General features: G+C 70.3%; 12 protein-coding genes. All 12 read right to left on the bottom strand.

Annotated features, from left to right (window positions below):
• Positions 1-7: 7 nt before the first annotated feature.
• Positions 8-625, bottom strand: coding sequence for a DivIVA domain-containing protein (locus P5G46_RS14630; protein WP_239276459.1), 618 nt, complete (start codon positions 623-625; stop codon positions 8-10).
• Positions 626-748: 123 nt separating this feature from the next.
• Entirely contained in the window at positions 749-1,051 is a 303-nt protein-coding gene (locus P5G46_RS14625; RefSeq protein WP_239276458.1) for a YggT family protein, read from the bottom strand.
• A gap of 6 nt (positions 1,052-1,057) precedes the next feature.
• The gene (locus P5G46_RS14620) at positions 1,058-1,528 is read right to left on the bottom strand and encodes a cell division protein SepF (RefSeq protein WP_239276457.1); all 471 of its coding nucleotides are present in this window, start codon (positions 1,526-1,528) and stop codon (positions 1,058-1,060) included.
• A gap of 31 nt (positions 1,529-1,559) precedes the next feature.
• The gene (locus P5G46_RS14615) at positions 1,560-2,243 is read right to left on the bottom strand and encodes a YggS family pyridoxal phosphate-dependent enzyme (protein ID WP_239276456.1); all 684 of its coding nucleotides are present in this window, start codon (positions 2,241-2,243) and stop codon (positions 1,560-1,562) included.
• A 66-nt stretch (positions 2,244-2,309) separates the two neighbouring features.
• Positions 2,310-3,488 carry a cell division protein FtsZ gene (gene ftsZ / locus P5G46_RS14610; protein WP_239276455.1) on the bottom strand — a complete coding sequence of 393 codons (1,179 nt, stop codon included), beginning with the start codon at positions 3,486-3,488 and terminating at the stop codon, positions 2,310-2,312.
• 172 nt (positions 3,489-3,660) lie between these two features.
• Positions 3,661-4,599 carry a cell division protein FtsQ/DivIB gene (locus tag P5G46_RS14605; protein ID WP_239276453.1) on the bottom strand — a complete coding sequence of 313 codons (939 nt, stop codon included), beginning with the start codon at positions 4,597-4,599 and terminating at the stop codon, positions 3,661-3,663.
• Positions 4,600-4,602: 3 nt separating this feature from the next.
• Positions 4,603-6,009 carry a UDP-N-acetylmuramate--L-alanine ligase gene (gene murC / locus P5G46_RS14600; RefSeq protein WP_239276452.1) on the bottom strand — a complete coding sequence of 469 codons (1,407 nt, stop codon included), beginning with the start codon at positions 6,007-6,009 and terminating at the stop codon, positions 4,603-4,605.
• 52 nt (positions 6,010-6,061) lie between these two features.
• Positions 6,062-7,135, bottom strand: coding sequence for a UDP-N-acetylglucosamine--N-acetylmuramyl-(pentapeptide) pyrophosphoryl-undecaprenol N-acetylglucosamine transferase (locus P5G46_RS14595; RefSeq protein WP_239276451.1), 1,074 nt, complete (start codon positions 7,133-7,135; stop codon positions 6,062-6,064).
• Positions 7,136-7,187: 52 nt separating this feature from the next.
• Positions 7,188-8,426 carry a putative lipid II flippase FtsW gene (gene ftsW, locus P5G46_RS14590; RefSeq protein WP_375096013.1) on the bottom strand — a complete coding sequence of 413 codons (1,239 nt, stop codon included), beginning with the start codon at positions 8,424-8,426 and terminating at the stop codon, positions 7,188-7,190.
• 12 nt (positions 8,427-8,438) lie between these two features.
• Complete coding sequence (gene murD / locus P5G46_RS14585) at positions 8,439-9,965, bottom strand: UDP-N-acetylmuramoyl-L-alanine--D-glutamate ligase (protein WP_239275913.1); 1,527 nt, start codon at positions 9,963-9,965, stop codon at positions 8,439-8,441.
• The gene (gene mraY, locus P5G46_RS14580; RefSeq protein ID WP_239275914.1) at positions 9,962-11,068 is read right to left on the bottom strand and encodes a phospho-N-acetylmuramoyl-pentapeptide-transferase; all 1,107 of its coding nucleotides are present in this window, start codon (positions 11,066-11,068) and stop codon (positions 9,962-9,964) included. Before mraY ends, murD begins: the two co-directional genes overlap by 4 nt.
• Positions 11,065-12,477 carry a UDP-N-acetylmuramoyl-tripeptide--D-alanyl-D-alanine ligase gene (locus P5G46_RS14575; RefSeq protein ID WP_239275915.1) on the bottom strand — a complete coding sequence of 471 codons (1,413 nt, stop codon included), beginning with the start codon at positions 12,475-12,477 and terminating at the stop codon, positions 11,065-11,067. The genes mraY and P5G46_RS14575 overlap by 4 nt, the downstream gene beginning before the upstream one ends.
• Positions 12,478-12,515: the final 38 nt, after the last annotated feature.

Raw genomic sequence — 12,515 nt, 5'->3', positions numbered from 1 at the left:
AGTCGGCCTACAGACCGATCGCCGAGACGGGCGTGGAGCCCGACGACGAACCGGCGGTGTCGAGGTCGCGAAGCTGACCCTCGATGTACGACCGCAGCTGCGAGCGGTAGTCGCGCTCGAAGTTGCGCAGCTCGGTGATGCGGCCCTCGAGCGTGGTGCGCTCCTTCTCGAGACGCGCGCGCTCTTCGCGACCCTGCTTCTCGGCCTCGGCGACGATCGAGGCCGCCTGTGCCTGCGCCTCGGAGATGAGCTGGTCGCGCTGGGCCTTGCCCTCGGCGACGTGCTCGTCGTGCAGACGCTGCGCGAGCTCGATGATGCCGGCGCTCTGCGCCGCGGGAGCGGCATCGGTCTCGGCGGAGGGGGTCGCAGCGGGAGCCGCGGCCGGCACCTCGGCGACGACGGGCTCCGGCGTCTCGGCGGCCTCAGCGGCGGGGGCCGCGGGAGCGGACTCGCCGGACTCGTACGCGGCGAGCTTCGCCTTCAGCTCGTCGTTCTCGGCGATGGTCTTGCGCCATTCGACCACGATCTCGTCGAGGAAGTCGTCGACCTCGTCCGGGTCGAAGCCCTCCTTGAAGCGCACGTGCTGGAACTGCTTGGTGACGACGTCATCGGGGGTCAGTGCCATGGTGTTTCCTCTTTCGAGAGCTCTGAATCGGAACTATGGGGGTGTCGCACCGGGGCACACCGCTTCGGAACAGCATAGCCGCCGCCCTTCTCCGGTGTCGAAGGGCGACGGCTGGGCCGGAGGTCACAAGGCCGCGAGCGACCGCGTGACGCTGAGGAGCAGGAAGCACGCGAACATCGTGATCGCGAACGCGAAATCGATCGCGATACCGCCGATGCGCAGGGGCGGAATCACCCGCCGGAGGAGGCGGATGGGCGGGTCGGTCACGGTGAAGACGATCTCGGCCACCACCAGCATGGCGCCGCGCGGACGCCACTCGCGATTGAACATCGGGATGTACTCGAGAACCAACCGCGCGAGCAGCAGGACGATGTAGATGAACAGGAGCGCGCTGAGGATGGAGCCGACCAGGCTCAGGACGGCCACGATCGATTACTGGGACGCGAAGGGCGCGGCCTCGGAATCGGCCTGCGCGATCGCACCGTCGCCGGAGACGGCGATGTTCTCGGGCGAGAGCAGGAAGACCTTGCTCGTGACCCGCTCGATGCGGCCGTAGAGACCGAGCGACAAGCCGCTCGCGAAGTCGATCAGGCGGCGCGCGTCGGCGTCGCTCATCTGCGACAGGTTGATGATGACCGGGATGCCCTCACGGAAGTTCTCGGCGATCGTCTGCGCGTCCCGGTACTGCTTGGGGTGCACCGTGAGAATTTCGCTCACCGGGCCCGGAGCGGGCTGACGCACCACGGCCGGGCGGTGCAGCGGGGTCACCGGAGCGGCCTTCTCGACCGGTGCGGGCTGCGCGTTCTGCTTGCGCGCGACCGGCTGCGGAGCGGTCTCCTCATAGGTCTCCTCCTCATCGGCGAGGCCCAGGTACACCATCGTCTTCTTGAGCGGGTTCGACATCGCATCCTCCGTTCGCTCGTCTGCTTCGAGGCTAGTCGCGCGGGGGGCGCGGACCCGTGATTGCGGAGCCGATCCGCAGGTGTGTCGCGCCCATCGCGATCGCCTCGGGGAAATCGCCCGTCATGCCGGCGGAGATCCACGTCGCATCCGGCACCACCCGCCGCACCGCATCCGCGCACCCGCGCAATCTCTCGAACGCGCGGGCGGGCTCCTCGTCGAGCGGAGCCACCGCCATGACGCCGCGCACGCGCAGCGTGTCGAGCTCCCGCACGTGAGCGGCAAGGCCCTCGACACCGGCGGGCGAGACCCCGCCGCGGCCGGCGTCGTCCGTCAGGTTCACCTGGAGCAGGACGTCGAGCACGTCTCCGGATGCCGCCGCGTGCAGAGCGTCCGCGATGCGCGGACGATCCACCGAATGGACGACGTCGGATGCCGCGCGCACCGCCCGCGCCTTGTTCGTCTGCGCCTGGCCGATGAAGTGCCAGCGCAGGTCGGCGAGCTGCTCCCGCTCACGGCGCTTGGCCGTGATCTCCTGCTGGCGGTTCTCTCCGATGTCGCGGACGCCGAGGGCGTAGAGATCGGTGATGAGGGACACGGGGTGGAACTTCGTCACCACGATGCGGGTGATCTCGGCGGGGTCGCGACCCGCGCCGCGCGCGGCCTCGGTGATCCGGGCGTCGACGGCGGCGAGACGGTCGGCCAGGGCGGCATCCATGCTTCTCTCCTTCGACGACGCAGCGGGCCCGGTGGACACCGGACCCGCTGCGTCAGTCGCTCGCGCTTACTTCAGGAAATCGGGGACGTCGAGGTCGTCGTCGGCGAAACCGGAGTCGTACGACGTGTCGGGTACCCGCGCGGCCACGGGGGCCGGCTCGGGAGCCCGTTCAGTGGTCTGCGCCTTCTGCTCCTCGGCCGCGTCCAGGTCGCGCGCGACATCGTCGGCGGGGATCGTCGGCACGGCGGGCACCGCGACGGGGCGCTGGGCACCGACCGGATCGATGCGCAGCGACGGCTCGCCGCCGTCGAAGCCGGCGGCGATGACCGTGACGCGCACCTCGTCGCCGAGGGTGTCGTCGATGACGGTTCCGAAGATGATGTTGGCCTCGGGGTGCGCGGCCTCCTTCACCAGCTGCGCCGCGTCGTTGATCTCGAAGATGCCGAGGTTCGATCCGCCCTGGATCGACAGCAGCACGCCGTGCGCACCCTCGATGGAGGCCTCGAGGAGCGGGGACTCGACGGCGAGCTCGGCGGCTTTGATGGCCCGGTCCGCGCCGCGCGCCGACCCGATACCCATGAGCGCGGAGCCCGCACCCTGCATGACGGACTTCACGTCCGCGAAGTCGAGGTTGATGAGGCCGGGCGTGGTGATGAGGTCGGTGATGCCCTGCACACCGGCGAGCAGCACCTGGTCGGCCGTAGCGAACGCCTCGATCATCGAGATACCGCGGTCGCTGATCTCGAGCAGGCGGTCGTTCGGCACCACGATGAGGGTGTCGACCTCTTCCTTCAGGCGGGAGACACCGCCCTCGGCCTGGCTCTGGCGACGCCGCCCCTCGAACGAGAACGGCTTGGTGACGACACCGATCGTCAGCGCACCGATCGACTTGGCGATCTTCGCCACGACCGGAGCACCGCCCGTGCCCGTGCCACCGCCTTCGCCCGCGGTGACGAAGACCATGTCGGCGCCGCGCAGGGCCTCCTCGATCTCCTCGGCGTGGTCCTCGGCGGCGCGACGGCCGACCTCGGGATCCGCACCGGCACCGAGGCCGCGGGTGAGTTCGCGGCCGACGTCGAGCTTGACGTCGGCGTCGCTCATCAGCAGCGCCTGGGCGTCGGTGTTGATCGCGATGAACTCCACGCCGCGCAGGCCCAGCTCGATCATGCGGTTGACGGCGTTGACGCCGCCTCCGCCCACACCGACGACCTTGATGACGGCGAGGTAGTTCTGGTTCTGGCTCATGCCGGCCTCCGTTATCCCCGAACCTGAAACTCTAAACCTCATGTTGAGGGTTAAAGAATTGCCCGGTATGCAATTCCTTAGCTCGAAGGTAAGCGGGCGCCCCCGTCGCACCCGACCGACACGCGGCGTGTCGGGGTATCCACTCCGAACACGACCAGAGTCGCCCGCGGAATCAGCGCAGCACACCCGCCTCGGGCGAGGTCACGTCGTATTCACGCGTGCGATCGGGCGGGCTCTTCTGCATGAGGAGGTCCAGCACGCGCGCCTTCTCGGCGGATCGATCCGCACTGCCCCACACCACTCGGGTGCCGGTCGCTCCGAGAGTCAGCGTCACGTCGTCCGGCGTGGATGCCGACACCGCCGTCACCTGCGACCGGATGCTGTCCGGCAGAGCGCGCACGACTCGTCCCGCCGCGCGGAACGGGTCGGAGTCGGTCCCGCCCGCGACCTCGATCACCGGTTGCCCGGCGGGGGCGGTCGGGGTGGTCGACAGCACGACACCGGCCGCATCCACGAGCGTGAATCCCGCGGCGGTCTGGACGGCGCCGACAGGGGTGCGTTCGACGATGCGCACGATCAGATCGTGCGGCGGACGGGCCTCGAGCGTGTACGACTCCACGAGCGGAAAGCGGACCAGCGCGGCCTTCACCTCGCTGTCGTCGACGAGGGCGAGCGGCGTGCCCACCTGCGGACCCAGCGCCTCCGCGACGGCCGCGGCGTCCAGCTGCGACGTGCCGACGACCTCGACCCGCTCGACGGCGAACAACGGACTGTACGCCGCCCCCGCCGTGCCCAGCACCATCACGACGAAGGCGATCCCCGCGCCGATCCAGACTCGGCGGCGCCGACGCTGCCGCACGGTGAAACGTCGCACCTCGGCGCGGAGCGCACGTCGCCGCGCCCGCGAGGCGCGCCAGACGTCCCGGATGCCGGTGTCCTCGGCATCCGCGGGCGAATCGGCGCTGCCCCGGCGTTCGGCGAGCGGCAGAGGAACGACGTCGGCGGTCGTCTCCTCCGGGTCCGCCCCGGTGCTCGCGGCCTGTTCCCCGGGACGCGGTCGCCCTCGCGAGGACGAGTCGGGCGCCGAGGGCAGGGGCGAGGGCCGGCGCACGGCTCAGACCGCCGCGGCCTCGGTGCGGGAGAGCGCCTCGAGCACCTGCGGGATGATCTGGTACACGTTGCCGCAGCCGAGCGTGATGACGTAGTCGCCGGGCCGCGCGATGCGGGCGGTGTAGTCGGCCGCTTCCTGCCAGTCGGGCACGTAGTGCACGTGCCCGGGGTCGTGGAACGCGTTGCTGACGAGCTCGCCGGTGACGCCGGGAACGGGATCCTCGCGGGCACCGAACACGTCCAGCATGACCGTGTGGTCGGCCAGTGCCTCCAGGACCTCCGCGAACTCTCGGTACATCTCCTGCGTGCGCGAGTAGGTGTGCGGCTGCTGGATCGCGATGATCCGCCCCTCGCCGACCACGGTGCGCGCCGCGGACAGCGCCGCGGCGACCTCGGTCGGGTGGTGGGCGTAGTCGTCGTAGACGCTCACACCGCGTTCGACGCCGTGCAGTTCGAAGCGCCGTACGGTTCCGCCGAACTCCTCGACCGCGCGGGCCGACTCGGCGAGACCGTGACCGAGGACACGCAGCACCGCCACCGCCCCCGCGGCGTTGACCGCGTTGTGGGCCCCCGGGACACGCAGCTGCACGGGGACGCTCTCGCCGCCCGCGGTGAGCGTGAAGGCGACGGGTCCGTCGGTGCGCACGTCGGTGAGACGCACGTCGGCTCGCGGGTCCTCGCCGAAGGTCACGACGGTGCGGTGCGTCAGACGTGCCGTCACGGCCCGCGCGCCGGGGTCGTCGGCCGAGACGACGACCGCCTCGCGCGCCGCGTCGGCGAACCGCGCGAACGCCGCGTCGAAGGCCTCACGCGAACCGTAGTGATCGAGGTGGTCGGGGTCGACATTGGTGATCAGCGCCACCGAGGTGTCGTACAGCAGGAACGTCCCGTCGGACTCGTCGGCTTCGATGACGAAGAGCTCGTCCGAGCCCGTGCCGCTGGACGCGCCGAGGTCGGCGATGACCCCGCCGTTGACGAAGGTCGGATCGACCTGGAGCGCGCGCAGCGCCGTGACGATCATGCCGGTCGAGGTCGTCTTGCCGTGGGCGCCCGCGACCGACACGAGCCGCCGACCGCCGATGAGCCAGTGCAGCGCCTGAGAACGATGGATGACGTGGAGACCGCGCTCCTTCGCCATGACGAACTCGGGGTTCTCCGGCCAGATGGCGCCCGTGTGGACGACGGTGTCCGCGTCGCCGAGGTGCGCGGCGTCGTGACCGACGTGGACGATCGCGCCGCGGGCGGCGAGATCGCGCAGTGCCGCACTGTCGGCCCGATCCGAGCCGGAGACCCGGATGCCGCGGTCGAGGAACATGCGGGCGAGCCCGGACATGCCCGAGCCTCCCACGCCGATGAAGTGCGCGGAGGTGATGGTCTCAGGGATCGGGAGGCTCAGGTCGGGTCTGATCATGACCTTGCGATCCTACGTCGCCCGGGCGACTCAGCCGACCCGGCGCGCCCGGTCAGCGGGCGAGCGCCGCGTCGAGGAGCGCGATGACGTTCTCGGTCCCCGTGCGGGTCCCCGTCCGCATCGCGGCCAGACGCATGGCCTCTCGCGCGTCGGCGTCCCGCAGCAGCGGCACGATCTCGCCCCGCACCCGCTCGGCGGTGAACTCGGCGTCGGCGATGAGGCGTGCCGCGCCCGCCCGTACGGCCGACGCGGCGTTCAGGCTCTGCTCGCCGTTGCCGACGGCGTAGGGGACGTAGACCGCCGGGATGCCGAGAGCGCTGACCTCGCTCACCGTGGCGGCCCCCGAGCGCGAGACGATGAGATCGGCGAGAGCGAATGCCAGATCCATCCGGTCCACGTAGCGCACGAGCGCGTACCCCGGAACCCCGGGGTCGGCAAGGTCCGACTTCTCCCCCGTCACGTGGAGCAGCTGCCATCCGGCGTCGAGGACTTCCCGCCACGCCGCGCCGAACGCCGCGTTGAGCCGCTGCGCACCGAGTGAGCCGCCGAAGACGAGCAGCGTCGGCACCGTGGCATCCAACCCGAAGTGCGCGGCGGCGTCGGCGCGCACCGCGTCGCGATCCAGATCCACGATCTCGCGACGCAGCGGCATCCCGACCACGCGTGCGCCGCGGAGCGGGGTGCCCTCGAAGGCCACGCCGACCGCCGCCGCGGCGCGCGCGCCCAGGACGTTGGCCAGACCGGGCTTGGCGTTGGCCTCGTGGACGACGAAGGGCACGCGCTCCCAGCGCGCTGCGACGTACGCGGGCGCCGAGGCGTACCCGCCGAAACCGATGACGGCGTCGACACCCCGGTCGCGGATGACACGACGCACCTGGGCGATCGCACGGCGGAAACGCGACGGGAAGAGCGCGGCCGCGCGGTCGGGGCGACGGGGAAAAGGCACCTTGTCGACGAACAGAAGCTCGTAGCCGCGCAGCGGGACGAGCCGGGCCTCGAGCCCCTCGCGGGTGCCGAGCACCAGGACCTCGTCGTCCGCGTCGCGCGCGCGCAACCCGTCGGCGACGGCGAGCAGGGGGTTCACATGTCCGGCGGTTCCGCCGCCGGCCAGAAGCGTGGTCGTCACCCCTCGACCCTAACGAGGTCGGGCGACGCCGAAGGCCACGGGCGGGTGCCCGTCAGGCGCGACGCCGCCGACCGGCGCGCGCCGGCGGGGTCTCGAGGGGCCTCCGGTCCGGCAGCGTCCGCGCGCACGACAGCAGGACACCGCACGCGATGAGCACCGACAGCAGCGAGGTGCCGCCCTGCGACATGAACGGCAGAGGCACACCCAGCACGGGGAAGATACGCAGCACGACGCCGATGTTCACGATCGCCTGACCGATGATCCACAGCGTGATCGCGCCCGCCACGATGCGCACGAACGCGTCATCGGTCCGACGGATGATGTGGAACGCCCCCACCGCGAAGAGCGCGAAGAGCACCAGGACGACAAGGCATCCGATGAGTCCCAGCTCCTCGCCGATGATGGCGAAGATGTAGTCGTTGGCAGCCGCGGGGAGCCAGTCGTACTTCTCTTTCGAGTTCCCCAGCCCCAGGCCCAGCACTCCCCCGCTCGCCAAGCCCCACACGCCGTGCAGCGACTGATAGCAGGAGGTGTAGTAGCACGAGGCGTCGTCGGGGTCGAACAGGCTCGCGATCCGCGCCATACGGTTCTCACTGCCGAAGGCGGACACGAGCACGACCACAAGAGAGATCACCGCGGGCACGATGAACATGCGGAGCTTGATCCCGGCGAAGAACAGGGCGCCGAGGACGACCAGGACCAGGATCATCACGGTGCCGAGGTCACGGCCGCCCAGCACCGTGCCGATGACGAGCACGGCGACGGGCACGACGGGGATGAACACGTGCTTCCACGAGGTCAGCAGTCGCCGTTTGCGGTACAGCACCGCCGCCATCCACAGCGCGAGGGCGAGCTTGAGGAACTCGGCCGGCTGGAATTGGAACCCGGCGATCTGCACCCAGTTCCGGTTTCCGTAGGACGCGATACCCAGCCCCGGGACGTACACCAGCAGCTGGAACAGCGTCGCGAAGATCAGGGCGGGCCAGGCCATCCGTTTCCAGAATCGCATCGGCGCCCGGCTCAGCACGAACATGAGAGGGATGCCGAGGACGGCGAAGATGCCCTGCTTGAGCACGTGGTCGAACGGGTTCTGTCCGCCGTCGAGGGCCGAGGTCGCCGACAGCACCATGACCAGACCGAAGCCCGTCAGCAGCAGCGCCGCCGACGCGATGAGCAGGAACTCGCTCGGTACCGGCTGGAACGCGCGCCCGAGCGACACACGAGCGGCGAGGCCGGAGCGGGCGGGTTCCCCTTCGGGGGCCTGGCGGGGCGGGGGTGCGGTGGTGGTCACGCGGTGTTCCCCCTAATCGTGCGGTCGGGCCGTTCCGTCGTCCTGGTCGGCGATCCATGCCCGCACCGCATCGGCGAAGCGTTCACCGCGGTCGGAGTAGGAGGCGAACTGATCGAACGACGCCGCCGCGGGGGCGAGGAGAACGGTGTCTCCCTCCCGGGCCACGTCGGCCGCCAGTTCGACGACCCGTGCCATGACGTCTTCAGTCTCGGTGTGGTCGACCTCGAAGAGCGGAACCGTCGGGGCGTGTCGCTCGAACGCCGCGACGATGTCGCCCCTCTCGACGCCGATGACGATGGCCGCACGCGCGGCGGCCCCGCGGGTGCGCACGAGGTCGGTGACGTCGACGCCCTTCAGCAGTCCGCCCACCACCCACACCGCTCCCGGGTAGGCGGCGAGCGAGGAGCCCGCGGCGTGCGGGTTCGTGGCTTTGGAGTCGTCGATCCAGGTGACCCCCCGGTGCGCCGCGATGACCTGGATGCGGTGCGGGTCGAGACGGAAACGCTCGAGCGCGTCATGGATGTCGGCCGGCGTCACACCGAGAGACCGGGCGAGGGCGCTCGCGGCCAGGATGTTCGACACCACGTGGGGCGCGGCCAGACCCTGTTCGGCGAGGTCGGCGACGGTGGTGAGCTCCAGCGCCGACGTCGCGCGCTCCTCGAGGAAGGCCCGATCGACCAGGATGCCGTCGACGACGCCGAGATCGCTCGGGCCGGGGACGCCGAGATCGAACCCGATGGCGCGGGCACCCTCGATGACCTCGGCCTCTTCGACCATCTCCCGCGTCACGGCATCGGCCTTGTTGTACACGCACGCGACACGCGTGCGGGCGTAGACGCCGGCCTTGGCGTCGCGGTAGGCGTCGACACTGCCGTGCCACTCGAGGTGGTCGTCGGCGAGGTTCAGGCACACGGCAGCGTGCGGCGAGAGGGCGTCGTCCCCCGTCTGCCGGTTGAGGTACCACAGCTGGTGGCTGGAGAGCTCGACCACGAGCACGTCGAAGCCGCTCGGGTCGCGCACGGCATCCAGGACCGGCGTGCCGATGTTGCCCACCGGCACCGCGCGCAGACCGCCCGCGACGAGCATCTCGGCGGTGAGCCGGGTGGTCGTCGTCTTGCCGTTGGTGCCCGTGATGAGCACCCAGTCGGCGGGTCGCCCGTCCGGGCGCACGACCTTGTCGCGCACGCGCCAGGCCAGCTCGACGTCGCCCCACAACGGGATGCCCGCGTCCAGCGCCCACACGATGAGGGGATGCGACGGCGGGAATCCCGGAGAGGCGATGACGACATCCGGAGCGAAATCCGCCAGGACGGAGGGCACGGTGTCGAGCGGACCGACATGGGCCTCGACCCCGATCACGGGGAGCAGGCGCGCGTACTCGGGGTCGGCCTTCTCGGTGACCACGAGCACCTCGGCCCCCAGCTCGGCGAGGGTGTCGGCGGCCGAGAAGCCGGTCATGGACAGGCCCAGCACGGCGACGCGCAGACCTTTCCACTCGGCGTACCAGCTGGTGAGGGACGCCACGTTCCGCGTGCTCATACCCGCGCCAGCCATTCCACGTAGAAGAACCCGACGCCCGAGACGGCGAGAAGGCCCGCGATGATCCACATCCGCACGACGATCGTCACCTCCGGCCAGCCGCGCATCTCCAGGTGATGGTGCAGGGGGCTCATCAGGAACAGCCGCTTGCCCCGCGTGATCTTGAAGTAGATGCGCTGCAGGATTACCGAGCCCGAGGCGATGACGTAGACGCCGGCGATGAGGACGAGCAGCAGCTCGGTGCGCGTAAGGATCGCCAGTGCGGCGATGACGCCGCCGATCGCCATCGACCCGCAGTCGCCCATGAAGACCTTGGCCTTGGGGGCGTTCCACCACAGGAAGCCCACCAGCGCTCCCACGAACGCGGCGGACACGATCGCGAGATCGAAGGGGTCGCGCACCGCGTAGCATCCGGCTTGCACGGAGGGGTCGAGCACGTCGGCGCACATCTGCTGGTTCTGCCAGAACGCCATGAGACTGTACGCACCGACCACGAAGATGCCCGAGCCCGCCGCGAGTCCGTCGAGCCCGTCGGCGACGTTGACGGAGTTCGACGTCGCCGTGCCGATCAGCGAGATCCAGGCCAGGTACAGCAGCCAGCCCAGGACGGGCCCGAGAGCGAACAGCCACAGGACCTGGATATCGCGGAAAATCGAGATGTATCCCGACGCCGGCGTCTGACCGTACGCGTTGGGGAAGTTCAGCGCCACGATCGCGAACGGCACGGCCACGATGACCTGGCCGGCGATCTTGCGCCATCCGGAGAGGCCGAGGCTGTTCTGGAACCGGACCTTCATGTAGTCGTCGATGAAGCCGACGACGCCGAAGCCCAGCATGAGCCACAGCACGAGCAGCCCCGAGAGCGTCGGCGGGTTGTTGCCGGCGTAGGCGCCGATGAAGTACCCGACGATGGTGCCGAGGATGAAGATCGTGCCGCCCATGGTGGGCGTTCCGCGCTTGGCGCCGTGCGAGGGGTTGTGCACGTTCTCGGGCGTGCGGATGACCTGTCCCCAGCCCCACTTCCGGAAGCCCCGCAGGAACACCGGAGTGAGGAACAGCGTGAAGGCCAGAGAGATCCCCGCGGATGTCAGAAGTGATCTCACGCGAACGATTCTCCCAGACGGTCGCCGAGGAACCGCAGCCCGGCGGAGTTGGACGACTTCACCAGCACACGGTCGCCGTCGCGCAACTCCCCCATGAGGTAGTCGTAGGCGGCATCGGCATCCGGGAAGAACACGGCCTCGCCGTCCCACGACCCCTGGGCGATCGCCTCGAGATACATGCGGCGGGCGTCCTGCCCGATGACGACGATGCGCTGGATGCGCAGGCGCACCGCGAGCAGACCCACGCGGTCGTGCTCCTCGTCGGCGTACTCGCCGAGCTCGCTCATCGCCCCGAGCACCGCGACGGTGCGCTCGTGGGGACCGGTGATCTGCGCCAGCGTGCGCAACGCCGCGGCCATCGAGTCGGGGCTGGCGTTGTAGGCGTCGTTGATGATGCGCACCCGCTCGGATCCGAGCGGCTGCATGCGCCACCGTTCGGCGAGTTCCACGGTCGACAGGCGCGCGATGGCATCCTCGGCCCGCACCCCCAGGGCGGTCGCGGCGGCGACCGCGGCGAGAGCGTTCATCACGTGGTGCTCGCCGAGGACGCGCAGCTCGAGCGTGTGCTCCTCGCCGTCGACCACAAGGGCGGCCCGGGTCCCGGATGCCGAGACCTCGACGTCCGTGGCGCGGACGTGCGCCCGCTCTCCGCGCCCGAACCAGCGGACCTCCTGGCCCCGTTCACGGGCGATCGGCTCCATCGCCGCGACACGCGGGTCGTCGGCGTTCAGCACGGCGAGCCCACCCTCGCGCGTGGCCCGCACGAGCTCGCTCTTGGCGTGGAAGGTGGACTCGATGCCGCCGAACCCGCCGGCGTGCGCCATCCCCACCATCAGGACGACCCCGATGTCGGGGGTGACCAGACCGGCGAGGTGAGCGATGGCGCCGGGGGCGCTGGCACCGAATTCGCTCACGAGGAACCGCGTGTCCTCGCTCACGCGCAGCATGGTCAGCGGGGCGCCGACCTCGTTGTTGAACGACGCGCGGGGTGCGACCGTGGGACCTTCGTCCTCGAGGATGCGCGCGAGGAGGTTCTTGGTGGTCGTCTTGCCGTTCGAGCCGGTGATCCCCACGATGCGCAGGTCACCCGCGGCCCGCACGCGGGCGACGACGTCGCTCGCGAGCGCGGCGAGGGCCGCGACGACGTCGGGGACCACGATCTGCGTGACCGGCTCGTCGAGCTCTCGCTCGACCAGCGCGAGCGCTGCGCCGCGTTCGACGGCGGCCGGGACGAACAGATGACCGTCGGTGGTCTCGCCGGGCTTGGCGACGAAGATCCCGCCCGGCTCGATCAAGCGCGAATCGGTGTCGACGAGACCCGAGACGGTGCTGTCGGGGGTGTCGTCGCCGCGCAGCACGAGACGACCTCCGAGCACGGAGGCGATGTGGGAGAGGCTGGTGGAGATCATTGCGGTGTACGGACGCCCTTTCCGTTTCGGAGGAGAGG

Source organism: Microbacterium mcarthurae (genome assembly GCF_046064585.1).
GTDB lineage: Bacteria > Actinomycetota > Actinomycetes > Actinomycetales > Microbacteriaceae > Microbacterium > Microbacterium mcarthurae.
The sequence above is the reverse complement of the archived record's forward strand: the minus strand, read 5'-3'. Positions and strand labels throughout refer to the sequence as shown.